Here is a 17,150-nt window from a genome sequence, read left to right on the forward strand (position 1 = left end):
TTATAGATTTTTGCTGCTGGTGTTGCTGTTAATTTTACCGCTAATTTTACCGTTAATTTTCATGGTGGCAAAATATTGCCCTAAAAAGGGTAAACCAGCGATCGCGGGTATCAGATAACGGGAAGTACAAAGTAACCCTAATGCGGCGCCGGTGGCTGGGTCAAAATAGGGTTGATAAAATAGAATTAATGCCGCATCACGAGTGCCAACTCCGGCAAAAGTTAAGGGCATTAAACCAGCCAAAATTGCTAGAGGAGATAAAGCCAGATTTGCTAGTAAAGGCACCGCCGCATTTAAGGCTAAAATAAAAAACCAAATTTGCAGCAAATGGCCAAACCAAATTAAAATAGAAGTGCTAGTGATTTTAATTAATTGCTGGCGATCTCGCCAAAAATAATCGTGCATTTCTCCCCAGGAAAACCGCATTTTATCCAGCTTAATTTGGATTTTTTTCGGAGCAATTCGGCTGATACCGGCAAAAAATAGCTGGGCAAACTGACGGGAACTCAGGAGGAATATGCCCACGATTAACCCTCCGGTGACTCCAGCGGTCATCAGCCAAAATAATCCATCTTTTTGGGGATAAACTATCAGCCCAAAAGCACACCACAGCAGCAGAGATAACATATCACAGGCTTTTTCAAATACCACCAAAGATAAGGCTAAAGAGCCGCTGAGATGGCCGCGATCGCGCATAAAATAAGCTTTAGCTAAATCCCCCATTTTTGAGGGTAATACCATATTTAGCACACTGGCGGCTAAAATTAGTTGATTAGCTTGCATAAATCCTAGCCCCGCACTCACCGGGGTTAATTGTTGCAGTCGCCAACTGGTGAGCATGGTTAAGGGGACGACCATTGCTAAGGCGATCGCCATCCAAAGACGGTGACAATTTTGGAACACCGCCAAAAGTCCGAGGCCATCAATTTTAGTGTAAATTATGGCTAAAATTAGCAGACTCACTATTAGAGAAATCAACCGTTTCATTAATACCAGTAATCTCACATATAACTTGAACCGAATCAATTAAACCGAAGTGGGCGATCGATCGACCTTTTATCGGTTACTCTGGTTGACACCTCAAATAAACTTACCCCCGGCTTTTAAGTTGAGTTTGGGTATCAAGACTTAGGGGTCATCGGTGGATGGTTGACGGTGAAATCAACCGAAAGCCGAAAGCTGACGGCTGATAGCTGAAAGGCGACATTTTTCCATATCCAATCGAGGAAACCCCCTTACAGCCTTACTCTGAGTTTTTTTAAAGGGGTACACCATCCCCCCACTTTATCCCCCCGCTTTCCTCCTACACCCCGCCATCAATAGCAAGTGTGATTACAAATATAAGATATAACCGATCTACCGCTCTCAAAAATTTTGAAAAATGGTATTATATGGAAAAAAATAAATCATTATTGCCAGTAACCGTCAAATCCAACCAACAGGGATAACTCGTCGGAAGTATCTGATTTTTGCAGAGAATAGCTTTGCGGAGGAGAAGAAAGATGTGCTAGTGAAAGATATGCTGATGAAAGATTCCCCAACTGGAATCCTTATTTTTGGCAACATGAGACGTACCTCAATCACAGAGAATTTCTCTTGGATTGAACAATTGCACAAATTTGCTCAAACAATGAATAAATAGTGATAAATTTAATCGATTAAAATTCTAAATATATCTCAAATAATTGCTGAATATTGCCATAATATTGAAGCAAAAATAGCAATAAAATCTGGATATATAAGATTGGAGCAATGATTTACAGGAGCGGATAATTATCATGTTAACTAAAGTAAAATTAGGTAAAACAAGGTCAAATCCATTCAAATGAGTTCAAAAAAATCTCAAAAAAATTTTCTAAAATATCAAGCAAATATTTTAGTCGTTGATGACAACCAAGATAACTTGCGGTTATTGTCTAAACTTTTATCGCAAAAAGGCTATCAAGTTAGAAATGCCATTAATGGAAATACCGCCTTAATTGCTGCCAAAGCAGCCAACCCTGATTTAATTTTATTAGATATTCAAATGCCTGATATGGATGGGTATCAGGTTTGTCAGATTCTCAAAAAAGATCCAGAAACTTATGATATTCCCATCATTTTCTTGACGGCGATGAATTCAGTGATTGACAAGGTAAAAGCGTTTAGCATTGGGGGTTCCGATTACATTACTAAACCATTTCATTTAGAGGAGGTTTTAATTAGAATTGAAAACCTACTGAAATTTCAAGCGGCCAAAGCAGAAATTCGTCAACTTAATTCTGAATTAGAAAATCGGGTCAGTGACCGAACTGCCGAACTGGAAAGAGCGAATGAAAAACTGAAACAAGAAATTGTGGAACGCCAAAGAGCAGAAAAACGACTGCTGCACATGGCATGGCATGACTCTCTAACTGGATTACCTAATCGTTCCTTGTTAATCGAGGAATTGCAAACCTGTTTAAACCGCGTTAAAAGTGACCCAGATTATTTATTTGCTGTATTATTTTTAGATTGCGATCGCTTTAAATTAGTCAATGATTCTTTGGGACATTTGATTGGGGATCGAGTGCTGATTGCCATTGCTGATAGCCTAAAATATTGCCTAAATGATGAAGATATTTTGGCTCGTTTAGGCAGTGATGAATTTACGATTATTATCAAAAATATCCAAGACATATCTGATGCGATTTATCTAGCAGAACGGATTCATAAACAATGGCAATTTCCCTTAAATATTGACCAATATGATGTGTTTATTAATGCCAGCATTGGGATTGCGATCGGCTCACCCGCATATCAAAAACCGGAACATATTTTAAGAGACGCTGACATTGCCATGTATCAAGCGAAAAAATTGGGACATACTCACTATCAAGTATTTGAAGCTAGTATGCATGACCATGTGTTAAAGCGTTTACAATTAGAAACTGATTTGCGTCTAGCCATTCAACGGCAAGAGTTTTTTTTACAATATCAACCCATTATCTCTCTATGTAGCGGCAAGCTGGCAGGATTTGAAGCTTTAATTCGCTGGCAGCACCCCCAACAGGGTTTTGTTTCTCCTGGGGAGTTTATCCCGATCGCCGAGGAAACTGGGCTAATTGTTCCTATGGGTCTTTGGGTATTGCGTGAAGCTTGTCAAACTATGCAGTCTTGGGTCAAAAAATTTGCTGAATTCCGTTTACATATTAGCGTCAATCTGTCCGTGAAACAATTTCGCCAACCGAATTTGATAGAAATGATCGATCAAATTCTGGCTGAAACTCAATTACATAGTCAATATTTAAAGCTAGAAATTACGGAAACGGCTATTATGGATAATGCCGAATCGGCGAATCGGCTACTGAAACAACTAAAAGCCCGCAAAATTAAATTATCCCTAGATGATTTTGGCACCGGATATTCTTCTTTAAGTTATCTGCATCGGTTTCATATGGATACATTAAAAATTGACCGTTCTTTTATTGGCAACATTAGTGAAGATCGCGATAGTCTGGAAATTGTCGAGGCGATCGTTACTCTAGCTCACCAATTGAAAATGGATGTGGTGGCGGAAGGAGTGGAAACCTTCATGCACTTTAATCAACTGAGAAATTTAGGAATTGAGTTTGGTCAGGGATATTTTTTCGCCAAACCCTTAGATGCCAACTCAGCAGAAGCATTGATTCGCAGCAAACCACAATGGTAACGTTTGTTCTGGATCATTCAACAGGGATCTCTTGTGCAGAGGTGCAGAGGGGCAGAGGGGCCCGCCGTCGGCGGAGGGGCAGAGGGGAGAGTGAATAGTGAATAGTGAAAGGGAGGATGCATAGGAAAGAGGATGCATAGGAAAGAGGAAAGAGGATGCATAGGAAAGAGGAAAGAGGATGCATAGGAAAGATATTCTCTCCTCTCTTTTCTCTCCTCTCTTTTCTCTCTTGGCCATTCGCCCCTACGACTTTTCACTTCTCCCCTGCACCCCTGCACCCGATGGCGGCCCCTGCCGCCCATTCCCTGTTGCCTATTCCTAGCTAAAAATAACTATAAAATTCGTTGCACGGTCAAAGATTCACCGGGAGATAGTCTTTTGATTTCCGCTGTTAAATCCAGCCAAGGTTGCAATTGCCCCGGTTGAAATGTGCGACTCATCACCACATAAATCGAAGTTTGATCGCAGCCAATTCCTGCGGACAAAACCTTGTCCCAAGATTCAGCACTTAGGCTATCCGTAATCTGTAATTGCCCATCAATCCACTGCAAACGACGCACAAATTTAAACGGCGCTTTTTGTTTCCCCGTAATCAGCATTTTTTGCAATATTTTTCTAACCAGATTCGGGAAAAATCGCCCCACCGTTAACATGACGCCGCGTAGAATAATTAAATTTAGCGGCGTCATCAGCTTTTGTTTTGCCCACCCCAGATGACCATGAATAATGATTTCATTTTCTCCCAGTTCATATTCATAAGTATCCACTAAATGCCCCACGGCATTTTTGGCTTTTTTGCCGTCAGAAACCAGCAAAGAAAACTGGGTATCTGAGGCAACGAGTTGGCCATCTATAAATAGTTTAAATACTCCACCCTTGTTAATTGCTAGATAAAGTTCAGCGATCGCGGTTTTATGTGGCTCATTTCCTGATATATTTTCCTGGTTATGTGACTGGATAGATTCAGATTTTAATTCATTGTTTTCCGTCGATAATGGGGATTTTGCTGCTGGTTTTTCCGGGGACGGCGAATTTGACAAATATAGATAATCTTGAATTTTTCCGTTATTAGCATCCTCTAAATTTGCTAATTTTTCTGGCAAATGCTCAGTTATTTTCTCAGTTATTGGCTCAGTTATTGGCTCAGTTATTGGCTCAGTTATTGGCTCAGTTATTGGCTCAGTTATTGGCTCAGTTATTTTACTATCTGGGGTGACATTTAAAACATTTTGAGGATTTCCTGGATTAGTTTCTGGACTGTTTTCGCTATCAAGCTGAGGTATATTGTTATCAGGATGTTCCGCATTGGCAATGACTGTTCGCCAAATCATAATTTGGGCACCGGGAAACCAAATCTTATTTGGCTTATTACTTGGCTTATTTAGCGATCGCGCATAACTTTGGGGGCGATCGCTAACAAAATCTCGCCATGCCAGTAAATAATTCCAAGTATGATGACCAATAATATGATCGTCCGCATAACAGGGATTTAAATTATTGGCTAAACCAATTAAAAATTGGTCATTAATGGTTAAAGCTTCTGGCAGCCATTCACCGACCAACTCAAACCCATGAGGAAAGAAATTATAAGTATTCCGACTGGTATATTCGCCCCCATAAGAACCATCAGGATGCACAAAATGGGTAGCAAATTCTACTGCTTTCTTTAAAGGTTCTTTTAAATGGGAATCTGGCCATAGTTGATAAAGCCTTGCTAAAGCAGAAATAGCCAGAGTATGATATCCCGGATCGCAGCCTTCATATTCTTGAAACCAGCCTTCACTATTTTGCCAAGACAATAATTGTTCTAATCGTCGCAGTTTAGCCGATTCCCATTTGGAAGTTTCTAAAAGTTTGCCAGTTAATTCCAAGCAGAGGACAATTAAAGCTTGGTGATTCGCGAGTTTACCACTTTCTTGATGATGGGCTAACCAGTCAGCCCGACGTTCAAAAAATTTCAATAATTCATAGTGATTAAGTTCTAATTGACGATAGCTTTCTAGACAAGCTAACAGAGAAAAAGCCGCCGCCCCAGCCGCCCGTTCAAAGGGGAAATAGTCATCACAAGACCCATCTTGATGGGCGCTGTGGGCTGCGTAGAAAATTCCCGCTTCTACCCAGTCTCTAATCACCGGCTTTTGATAATAAGGATTGTCTGGCAAATTAGTCTGATAGACTAAGGTCAGGGGCCACACAAATTCTTGAGCCATGCCACTGGGAAAGTCAATAATTTTATAGTGCCAAAAGTTGCGGTCAAAACAGCCATAAGTCGGACTATGGGGGTTACGGTCTAGCAGGGTGAGAATTTTGGGAATTTGCCCGATCGCCTCACGAGCAAATAAGTCTCGATTCACGATTTGATTCACGGTTTGATTCACGGTTTGATTCACGGTTTGATTCACGGTTATATGCACTTCCTGATTCATGTTTAACTTATTTGTATAATGTAGAAAAGTCAGCGATCGCCACTTTATATAGCACTTGTCAGAGTGATGAAGGACAAAAAACCTGTCATTCCCGCGAATGCGGGAATCCAGAAAACCTCTGTACTTCATCCAGATAATAACCGCTATAATTAATCACTATATAATGTAGAGCAGATTCGGCAAAATTAAGCACAAATTATTTTTTTTAGGCTTAATCATGGTCAATTATGCGAAATTATTCCCAATTATCACCAAACCCTAAACCCTAAACCCTAAACCCTAAACGCTAAACCCTTGTTCTTATGACCCAATGGCTGCCCAGACCCGATAAATTATCGATCGCCTCCGAAGAGGTGCATATTTGGCAAGCGGATTTAAATCTCCCTTGGCCAAAAATTGAACAGTTGCAGCAAACTCTTTCCCCAGACGAACAACAAAGGGCTGATCGCTATCGGTTCGATCGCGATCGCCAGCATTTTATCGCCAGTCGGGGGATTTTACGGCAAATTCTCAGTAATTATGTAAACTCTCACCCCAGTAAGCTAGAGTTTACTTATAGCCAAAAAGGAAAACCATCGTTAGTAACAGACAATTATCCGGGGGAACAAGAGAAACTAGAGTTTAACGTATCCCATTCTCACGGCAGGGCATTATATGCGATCGCCTGTCACCGAAAAATTGGCATCGACCTAGAATATATCCGCCCCGTAGAAGTACAAAACTTAGCTAAAAGATTCTTTTGTCCCGCTGAATATCATGCCCTAACTCAACTGCCAAAACCACAGCAAGAAAAAGCTTTTTTTCACACTTGGACTTGTAAAGAAGCCTACTTAAAAGCCACCGGCGAAGGCATTATTGGCTTAGAAAAAGTAGAAGTATCCATCAATCCCGACCTCCCAGCGAAAATTATCAAAATTGCCGGAAATTCTCAGGGGATATCATTATGGCAAATAGAAAAATTAGAGGTCAATTATGGCTATATGGCAGCAGTGGCTATGCAGCCCCCTAGTAATGTGATTAAATATTGGTATTGGGGAGAAAGCTAAACTTTCTAATCATTACCCGGTTTTTTGGCGCCATCATTCAGGGGTTTTAACTGACTGGTTTCAATCTCAGCCCGCCGCATTCTTAGTTGAATTTCTTCTAATAACTTGCGATTCACCGCCAGCAAATCTGCCACCAACCCCAAAATCCATAATTGAAACCCCATCAACATCAAAATTGCGGCCAAAATCAAACTAGGAATTCGAGTTCTTTCTGTCCCAATCAAAAAATAAATTAACCAACGGAATCCCAACCCAAAACCGATGGTAAAAGGAACCCCGCCGAGAAGCAAAAAGAATCGCAGGGGTTTATAAGTCATAAAAATTCTAAAAATAGTAAAAATAGACCGTTTAATATAAACCGGAATACTTTTTACCAATCGAGAAGGGCGTAAATAACCATTAGTTCTAATGGGGACAGAAGTAATCGCCATCCCCTTTTGTCCCGCTTGAATAATCGTCTCTAAAGTATAAGTATATTCATTAAAAACATTTAACTGCATTGCCGCTTCCCGACTAAATGCCCGAAACCCACTAGGGGCATCCGGGATATCCGTTTGACTGGCTAAACGTACCACCCAACTGCCTAATTTTTGCAATAATTTCTTGGTTGGCGAAAAATGTTCAATATCCAAAATCGGACGGGCACCAATCACAATTTCGGATTCTTTTAACAGAATCGGCTGAATTAGTTTAGGAATATCTTCAGCACAATATTGATTATCCGCATCCGTATTGACAATAATATCCGCCCCCGCTTTGAGTGCCCCTTCTAAACCAGCCATAAATGCTTTAGCCAAACCTTGATTTGTGGGCAAATTTACGATATAATCCACCCCGCAAGCTTTGGCTACTTCCACAGTGCGATCGCGGCTGCCATCATCAACCACCAGCCACTCAACACAATCCACCCCTGGCAATTGGCGAGGCAATTCTGATAAAGTAATGCCCAAGGTGGCTTCTTCGTTATAACAAGGAATTTGAATAATCAGTTTAGTCATCTATCAACAAATCAACCAGCAAACTCTCAGAAAATCTTATGATAAATTCACCGCTATACTCATATTTAACCAGTAAACTAGACTCTTAACCTCTGGGTCTAGTGTCTAGTGTGTTCGTTGTTCATTGTTCGTTATTGGTTATTGGTTATTTGGGTCAAACAACCAGCAACCAATCACAATCACAATCACAATCAACAATGAAAAAAATGACATCTAAAAGTTGTATGATGCTGTTAAATTAAGTTTTACTTATTGATTCATTCATTGGGACTTATCCAAGTCATTCTTTTTTTTACCAGCAGCCCGATCTTTACCACAGGTTAACACCTATGCATCTCAGCGAACTTAAGCATCCGAACCAATTACACGGTCTATCGATTCACCAACTCGAACAAGTTGCCCGACAAATTCGGGAAAAACATTTAGAAACGATCGCCGCAACCGGGGGACACCTCGGCCCCGGTCTGGGAGTGGTGGAACTCACCCTAGGACTATACCAGACCCTTGACCTGGATCACGATAAAGTAATTTGGGATGTGGGACACCAAGCCTATCCCCATAAACTCATCACAGGTCGTTACAACAACTTCAGTACCCTGCGGCAAAAAGATGGGGTAGCGGGATATCTCAAACGGTGCGAAAGCAAGTTTGACCATTTTGGGGCGGGTCATGCGTCCACCAGCATTTCGGCAGCCTTGGGCATGGCGTTGTCTCGCGATATGAAAGGGGAAAAATTTAAAGTAGTCGCCGTAATTGGGGATGGGGCTTTAACTGGGGGCATGGCCTTAGAAGCGATTAACCATGCGGGTCATTTGCCTCATACTAACCTCATGGTCGTGCTCAATGACAATGAAATGTCCATTTCGCCTAATGTGGGCGCAATTCCTCGTTATCTGAATAAAATGCGTCTGAGTCCGCCGGTACAGTTCCTCAAAGACAACTTGGAAGAACAGTTTAAGCAGATTCCTTTCCTGGGTGAAACTTTTACCCCGGAAATGCAGCGGGTGAAAGAAGGGATGAAGCGGTTGGCAGTGCCCAAAGTGGGCGCGGTATTTGAAGAGTTGGGCTTTACTTATATCGGGCCGGTGGATGGTCATAATTTAGAAGAACTGATTAACACCTTTAATGAAGCCCATAAAATTCAAGGGCCGGTGTTGGTTCATGTGGCCACAACTAAAGGCAAAGGATATGCGATCGCGGAAAAAGATCAGGTAGGCTACCATGCCCAAAGTCCCTTTGACCTAGCCACGGGTAAAGCCATTCCTGCCAAAAAACCCAAACCCCCCAGCTATTCCAAAGTCTTTGCCGAAACTCTGATTAAACTAGCGGAAGATAACCCCAACATTATCGGCATTACGGCGGCAATGGCCACAGGGACAGGATTAGATAAATTACACGAGAAACTGCCCAAACAATATATTGATGTGGGCATTGCGGAACAACACGCCGTCACCTTAGCCGCAGGGATGGCTTGTGAAGGAATCCGCCCAGTGGTGGCCATTTATTCTACGTTCTTACAACGGGCTTTTGACCAAATTATTCACGATGTTTGCATCCAAAAGCTGCCAGTATTTTTCTGCTTAGATCGGGCAGGAATTGTCGGGGAAGATGGCCCAACTCACCAAGGACTTTATGATATTGCCTATTTGCGCTGTATCCCCAATATGGTGGTGATGGCCCCGAAAGATGAGGCGGAACTTCAGCAAATGTTAGTCACCGGAATTGAATATACTGAGGGCGCGATCGCCATGCGTTATCCTCGTGGCAACGGTTACGGTGTCGCCTTAATGGAAGAAGGATGGGAACCTCTGCCCATTGGCAAAGCGGAAATTCTCCGCCAAGGGGATGATGTACTAATCCTCGGCTATGGATCGATGGTCTATCCAGCCATGCAAACCGCCGAAATTCTCAGCGAACATGGCATCGAAGCCACTGTGATCAATGCCCGCTTTGTCAAACCCTTGGACACTGAGTTAATTTTGCCCTTAGCAGAAAAAATTGGCAAAGTGGTGACTATGGAAGAAGGCTGCCTCATGGGTGGCTTTGGGTCAGCAGTTGCCGAAGCGTTGATGGATCATAATGTTCTCGTCCCCGTGATGCGTTTGGGTGTTCCCGACAAGCTGGTGGATCATGCTAAACCCGACCAGTCTAAAGCAGAGTTAGAACTAACTCCCGCCCAAATGAGCGATCGCATCCTCAAAACCTTCAGCCGTCAACTCACCCCAGTCAACTCATAACACCAAATACGGTTGTCAAAACCCCTTTATAAAGCCATCTGTCATTCCCGCGAAGGCGGGAATCCAGAGCGTGTTTTCGGGGATTATCGTAGGGGCGATTCGCGAATCGCCCCTACAGGAGAACCGAATTTGGTTTTAAGTTGCGGGGTCAAACAGCAAAAAACCCGCCAGCGTGCGGGTTTTTTTGCTCAAACATCGAGCGGACTTGGATGATCAGCCGCCGATCTAAAAATGGGTGACCTGGGATTCGAACCCAGAACCAGCGGATTAAGAGTCCGATGCGCTACCGTTGCGCCAGTCACCCCTCCGGCTCAATTACCGTTATCGGCATTATACAATAACTTCTGAAAAATTTCAATCCGATCCATCCGATCCAGTAGGCAAAAGCTTTTATCCGTAGGGTGTTGTTCCGAGCGGTAACGCACCAATACAATTTGGAGTAGGGTGTTGTTCCGAGCGGTAACGCACCAATACAATTTGGAGTAGCTGTCGATCGCCTTGATCTATAGCATTGAGGACTGCCGCAGCCACAGGATCGGGGCAAGCGATCGCGGTGACAGCCGAACATATAAAGTCTTTGCCTAAGTGCGATCGCCATTCATCTCCCAAACAACAAATAACAAATAACAAATAATTTATTTAGAGTTTTAACCCCTCACCGAAGATCAATAGATCAATTTTGAAGAAATGTAACTGACTTTAAGGATTTTTTCTCCAACCAATGCTCATTAGTCTTTTTTTATGATCGAGATTTTTCCCGAACCACTGAAAAATTTGTACTTCCATATTACTGATTTTTTTGGCTAATAAATCAGCCAAAATGTATTGTCATTGTCTTTGTTTTTATTATTAATTAATTTTTACATAAAAAAATAGCTTTATTTTAGGGGAAAAAATCATAATATATTAATTAAAAAATTTTTTTTATTTTTGTAAAAAAGTATTAAAAATTGACATAAAACTTCATAAAATATTAATCAATGTTAAATTTTCGTCCAACACAAAAAATAGAAATACAATAGAAAAAAACCCATATAAAATCAAAACAGGAGATTGTGTGATGGCAGAAATATTGGGCGACAGCACTGCCAATAACCTCGTCGGCACTGGCAATGGCAACGACAGTATTGTCGGATTTGAAGGAGACGATACCCTCTGGGCTGACTGGAATTGGAATATAGGCAACAACACCCTCGATGGGGGGACTGGATCGGATTACCTATATGCTTCCTCTGAGAGTAACCTTTTGCGGGGTGGGGACGACAACGACATCCTGGAAGTTTACGGTTGGAACAACACCTTAGAAGGAGGCTTAGGGGACGACACTTATAACCTCTACTATCCCTCTGCAAATACCATCCAAGATGCGGGAGGAACCGATATCCTCTCGACTGGTTTAAAGCTATCTTTAAATGGGTTGGCGGTCGGTGAAGCCGGACTGGAAAAACAAGGCACCAGCTTGGTGATTGACATCAACCAAGACGGCATAGCAGACACTAGCCAGGACTTAGTAATTCTTGACTTCTTTAATGCAGCGGGTACGGGCGCGGGCGCGGGCTTCATCGAAAAGATTGACTATCTCGACGGCAACGAAATTCTCACCCCACCTACCAGCCCCAATATCATTACCGGCACTGCCAACGCCGACAACCTGGAAGGCACCAACGCCAATGACAGCATTATCGCCGATGCCGGAGATGACTATATTTCCAGCGACGGAAGCGGCAACGACACCTTGCTTGGCGGTGATGGCAACGATAATCTGATCGATTTTGGTGCTGGCAATGATTTCTTAGATGGCGGTATCGGCAATGACACGCTCGATGGCGGCACTGGCAATAACACTCTCGATGGGGGTGCTGGTGATGACTACCTGTCGAGTAATAATGGCTATTATTACTATGGCTATTCCACTCAAGATAGTCTGTTCGGCGGTGATGGCAACGATACCTTACTTGTTGGATCTTACTGGTTAAGCAACACTCTGGATGGAGGGGCTGGAGCGGATAGCCTTTACAGCAGCTACTCTGACAGCAGCCTTTTCCGGGGTGGCGAGGACAACGACATCCTGGAGGTTTACGGATGGAACAACACTTTAGAAGGAGGCTCCGGGTCAGATAACCTTTACAACTACTCTGACAGCAGCCTTTTGCGGGGTGGCGACGACAACGACCTCTTGGAAGTTTATGCCTGGAACAACACCCTAGAAGGAGGTTTAGGGGATGACACTTATAACCTCTACAATCCCTCTGGAAATACCATCCAAGATGCGGGAGGAACCGATATCCTTTCGACTGGTTTAAAGCTGTCTTTAAATGGGTTGGCGGTCGGTGAAGCCGGACTGGAAAAACAAGGCACCAGCTTGGTGATTGACATTAACCAAGACGGTATAGCAGACACCAGCCAAGACTTAGTAATTCTTGACTTCTTTAATGCAGCGGGTACGGGCGCGGGCACCGGCTTCATCGAAAAGATTGACTATCTCGACGGCAACGAAATTCTCACCCCACCGACCAGCCCCAATATCATTACCGGCACTGCCAACGCCGACAACCTGGAAGGCACCAACGCTAATGACAGCATGATTGGCGATGCCGGAGATGACTCCATTTCCAGCGATGGCAGCGGCAACGACACCTTGCTTGGCGGTGATGGCAACGATAATCTGATCGATTTTGGTGCTGGCAATGATTTCTTAGATGGCGGTATCGGCAATGACACGCTCGATGGCGGCACTGGCAATAACACTCTCGATGGGGGTGCTGGTGATGACTACCTGTCGAGTAATAATGGCTATTATTACTATGGCTATTCCACTCAAGATAGTCTGTTCGGCGGTGATGGCAACGATACCCTCTTCATTGGAAATTACTGGGGGTACAGCAGCACTTTGGATGGAGGGGCTGGAGCGGATAGCCTTTACAGCAGCGGCTCTGACAGTAGCCTTCTGCTGGGTGGCGACGATAACGACATCCTGGAAGTTTATGGCTGGAACAACACCCTAGAAGGAGGTTTAGGGGATGACACTTATAACCTCTACTATCCCTCTGCAAATACCATCCAAGATGCGGGAGGAACCGATATCCTCTCGACTGGTTTAAAGCTATCTTTAAATGGGTTGGCGGTCGGTGAAGCCGGACTGGAAAAACAAGGCACCAGCTTGGTGATTGACATCAACCAAGACGGCATAGCAGACACTAGCCAGGACTTAGTAATTCTTGACTTCTTTAATGCAGCGGGTACGGGCGCGGGCGCGGGCTTCATCGAAAAGATTGACTATCTCGACGGCAACGAAATTCTCACCCCACCTACCAGCCCCAATATCATTACCGGCACTGCCAACGCCGACAACCTGGAAGGCACCAACGCCAATGACAGCATTATCGCCGATGCCGGAGATGACTATATTTCCAGCGACGGAAGCGGCAACGACACCTTGCTTGGCGGTGATGGCAACGATAATCTGATCGATTTTGGTGCTGGCAATGATTTCTTAGATGGCGGTATCGGCAATGACACGCTCGATGGCGGCACTGGCAATAACACTCTCGATGGGGGTGCTGGTGATGACTACCTGTCGAGTAATAATGGCTATTATTACTATGGCTATTCCACTCAAGATAGTCTGTTCGGCGGTGATGGCAACGATACCCTCTTCATTGGAAATTACTGGGGGTACAGCAGCACTTTGGATGGAGGGGCTGGAGCGGATAGCCTTTACAGCAGCGGCTCTGACAGTAGCCTTCTGCTGGGTGGCGACGATAACGACATCCTGGAAGTTTATGGCTGGAACAACACCCTAGAAGGAGGTTTAGGGGATGACACCCTTAGCTTGATCGGCGATGGCGGCTCTGGGAACATTTTGCGAGGCGGTAGCGGGTCGGATATCTACCGCGTGCGAGCCGGATACTGGGGTCAAGCAGGGGTTGAGATTTCTGATACAGAAGGAACCGATACGCTGATTATCCTCGAAAGTGATTTCCAGAACGGAGAATTCGTCGAGCCGATGCCGGTGGAGCCTACATCCCCCGTCGAGCCGATGCCGGTGGAGCCTACATTAGCCGTCGATCCTGTGCGGATGGAGCCTATGCCTATATCCCCCGTCGAGCCGATGCCGGTGGAGCCTACATCCGCCGTCGAGCCGATGCCGGTGGAGCCTACATTAGCCGTCGATCCTGTGCGGATGGAGCCTATGCCTATATCCCCCGTCGAGCCGATGCCGGTGGAGCCTACATCCGCCGTCGAGCCGATGCCGGTGGAGCCTACAGAAGTAACGGAAACGCCGATGACTCTATCGGCTACTGGCTTGGCTGCGGGTATCGCCGGTCTGGGTCGGATGGGTACAAGCCTGGTGATTGATACCAACAAAGATGGCTGGGCTAACCAATGGTCAGATGTTGTGATTACCAATTTCTTTGATGCAGCGGGAACTGGTGCCGGAAGCGGCTTTATTGAAACCGTGGGCAATCTCAGCGGTGAAGAAATTTTGGCGGCGGAACTGCCAGAGGTGACGTTTGAGCAACCCGTTTGGGAACCGCCGATACTGGTAGACCCCGTACCCCCTGAGGTGGTGGATAATCCCGATGTAAACGATGCACCTGTGGTGACTAATCCGATTTCTTGGCAAAGTCACGATTGGAATGAGAATTTTAGCTTAACCCTGGAACCTAATACTTTTACCGATCCAGAGGGAGGCGAACTGACTTACAGTGCTACTCAGGTGAGCTTTGTTGACTGGAGCGACGGTGAGTGGCAAGAACAAGGAGCAGGACCGCTACCCGATTGGTTGACGTTCGATTCCAGTACCTTGACCTTTAGTACCCAGGATACCGATCGCTCATTTTTCATAGAAATTGAGGTGACGGCAACCGATCCCGAAGGTGCCAGTACCAGCGACTTGTTCCGATTGTGGAGTAATGGCATTGACGGCATTGCGATTGATGGTTATATTGCCGATGCCACAGCCTTTTTGGATACTAATCGTAATGGGGTATTGGATCCGCAAGAACCTTCTGCCATTACTACAGAGGAAGGCCGATTTGCTTTTAATATCGATCCCCGTCCGTTCGATCTGAATAATAATGGTCGTTTAGATCCCGAAGAAGGCCGGATCGTGATTTCCGGGGGGACGGATACGGCGACGGGATTGCCATTGGCTACGCCGTTGGTCGCGACCCCAGATACTACCATCGTGACGTTGTTAAGTAATGTGGTGTCGGATTTGGTTGACCAGGGCGTGAGCAAAGCGGACGCGGAAACCCAAGTGAAAACAGCCCTGGGGATTCCCGCCGGTATAGATTTGAGTAATACAGACCCGATCGCGGCCACTGCCCAGAATCAAGCCGGTGGGGTGCAACTTAACTCAGCGATGGTGAAGTTGCAAAATGCTGTGACTCAGATGGCGAATACGATCTCTGGGGCATCCAGCTTATCCGTTGCCGAAAGTAGTCAAACCGTGGTGGGGGCGATCGCCTCTCAAATTCAAGCCGGGACAACCTTGGATTTAACCAATGCGTCCCAGTTGCAAACGGTTCTGGAAGCCGCCGGGACTAAAGCGCAAGTGGATTTAGGCGAGTTGTCCGAGTCCGTAGCCCAAGTGATTGCCGAAGCGAATGAACGTATCGACACCGTAGTCGCCAACAATACCGGGGCAGACGTGAATCAAGAATTAGCGCGGGTGCAAAAAGTTGCCCTGGGTACAACCAGCGATGACTTAAACGCTGCGGCTGCCGGACAAAAGGCGATCGCGGATGTGGTGGCGGCAAATACGGGTGATGCCTTGGATACTTTGATTTCAAACACGAAACTGGGTAGCGAGGTGACAGACTCATCGGATAGTAACTCGTTGGATCTCCCGGTTGCGGGTAGCGAGACTGAAGTTAATCTTCAGCCAACTAGCTCATCCGACTCTATGCCGGTTGCTCCCGCAGGTCCTGGCGCTGTGGCCATCTTCAGTTTGCCAACTATTCTGCCCAGCAGTCCGGAGACGATTAAGCTGGCACGACCCACAGCCAATGCTACGGAACCCGGTGCGCCCACTGGCGAAGCACCGAATCAGGCGATCGGTGAATTTTACAACTTATCCGATGGCGATGATAATGTTTTCCTGCCCCAAATTGCCCAGGCGATCGGACTTCATGTCCGAGGCTTATCCGGCAAAGATGTCATCCAAGGCAGCGAAGGGGCTGATATCGTCAACGGCAACCAAGGCAACGATATCGTCAAAGGCAATATCGGCAATGATGTGTTGCGCGGCGGTCAGGGTGCCGATGAAGTTGACGGTGAGTCCGGAGATGATGTCGTCAACGGCAACCAAGACAACGACAATTTATTTGGCGGTGATGGCAATGACCTCCTGCGTGGTGGCAAAGGGGATGATAATTTGATGGGCGGCAATGGCGATGACGTGCTCTGCGGGGATATGGGTCAAGACTTCCTGACCGGGGACGGCGGCAGCGATACCTTTGTCCTCCGCAGTGGTGAAGCCGCAGCATCTACTCTCAATACCGCCGATGTGATTTTAGATTTCAACTCCAGTGAAGATAAGATTGGTTTAACCGACGGAGTAACATATCAAAATCTCTCTTTTGAAGCCGTCAATTTTGGCCTCGGTGATGCCAGCGCGATCGCATCTGTAGCGATTAAAGTTGATAATAAATACTTGGGCATTGTCCAAGGGTTTACCGAAGAAGATTTGACCGCCTCAATGTTTGTTAAAGCCGATGATTTAATCCTCTTTGGCTAGATTGGTTCTTCCCAGAAACCGGGTTTCT

At 45.2% G+C, this 17,150-nt stretch carries 8 protein-coding genes and 1 tRNA gene; 4 read left to right on the top strand and 5 right to left on the bottom strand.

What is annotated here, in order from left to right:
- A complete protein-coding gene (locus ABWT76_RS09660; protein ID WP_354636394.1) occupies positions 1 to 987 on the bottom strand; it encodes a lysylphosphatidylglycerol synthase transmembrane domain-containing protein in 987 nt (328 codons plus the stop codon).
- 838 nt (positions 988 to 1,825) lie between these two features.
- Between ABWT76_RS09660 and ABWT76_RS09665 the strand changes: the two genes are divergently transcribed.
- On the top strand, positions 1,826 to 3,670 hold the full coding sequence (locus tag ABWT76_RS09665) for an EAL domain-containing protein (RefSeq protein WP_354636016.1): 1,845 nt from the start codon (positions 1,826 to 1,828) through the stop codon (positions 3,668 to 3,670).
- Positions 3,671 to 4,002: 332 nt separating this feature from the next.
- On the opposite strand, the gene ABWT76_RS09670 is transcribed toward ABWT76_RS09665, so the two are convergent.
- Positions 4,003 to 6,024, bottom strand: a complete 2,022-nt coding sequence (locus tag ABWT76_RS09670; RefSeq protein ID WP_313890618.1) for a hypothetical protein — start codon at positions 6,022 to 6,024, stop codon at positions 4,003 to 4,005.
- A gap of 374 nt (positions 6,025 to 6,398) precedes the next feature.
- Between ABWT76_RS09670 and ABWT76_RS09675 the strand changes: the two genes are divergently transcribed.
- Positions 6,399 to 7,142, top strand: a complete 744-nt coding sequence (locus tag ABWT76_RS09675) for a 4'-phosphopantetheinyl transferase superfamily protein (RefSeq protein WP_054469188.1) — start codon at positions 6,399 to 6,401, stop codon at positions 7,140 to 7,142.
- Between the two features lie 5 nt (positions 7,143 to 7,147).
- On the opposite strand, the gene ABWT76_RS09680 is transcribed toward ABWT76_RS09675, so the two are convergent.
- Positions 7,148 to 8,140, bottom strand: a complete 993-nt coding sequence (locus ABWT76_RS09680; RefSeq protein WP_054469189.1) for a glycosyltransferase family 2 protein — start codon at positions 8,138 to 8,140, stop codon at positions 7,148 to 7,150.
- Between the two features lie 329 nt (positions 8,141 to 8,469).
- On the opposite strand from ABWT76_RS09680, the gene dxs reads away from it, so the two are divergent.
- Positions 8,470 to 10,377, top strand: a complete 1,908-nt coding sequence (dxs, locus tag ABWT76_RS09685; RefSeq protein ID WP_054469190.1) for a 1-deoxy-D-xylulose-5-phosphate synthase — start codon at positions 8,470 to 8,472, stop codon at positions 10,375 to 10,377.
- Between the two features lie 232 nt (positions 10,378 to 10,609).
- Here the strand turns inward: dxs and ABWT76_RS09690 are convergent.
- Positions 10,610 to 10,681: transfer RNA gene (locus ABWT76_RS09690), tRNA-Lys, on the bottom strand.
- An 86-nt stretch (positions 10,682 to 10,767) separates the two neighbouring features.
- Positions 10,768 to 11,007: a hypothetical protein gene (locus ABWT76_RS09695; protein WP_156331980.1), complete on the bottom strand. Its 240-nt coding sequence runs from the start codon at positions 11,005 to 11,007 to the stop codon at positions 10,768 to 10,770.
- Between the two features lie 430 nt (positions 11,008 to 11,437).
- On the opposite strand from ABWT76_RS09695, the gene ABWT76_RS09700 reads away from it, so the two are divergent.
- The gene (locus ABWT76_RS09700) at positions 11,438 to 17,122 is read left to right on the top strand and encodes a putative Ig domain-containing protein (RefSeq protein WP_354636017.1); all 5,685 of its coding nucleotides are present in this window, start codon (positions 11,438 to 11,440) and stop codon (positions 17,120 to 17,122) included.
- Positions 17,123 to 17,150: the final 28 nt, after the last annotated feature.

Source organism: Planktothricoides raciborskii GIHE-MW2 (genome assembly GCF_040564635.1).
GTDB classification, from domain to species: Bacteria; Cyanobacteriota; Cyanobacteriia; order Cyanobacteriales; family Laspinemataceae; genus Planktothricoides; species Planktothricoides raciborskii.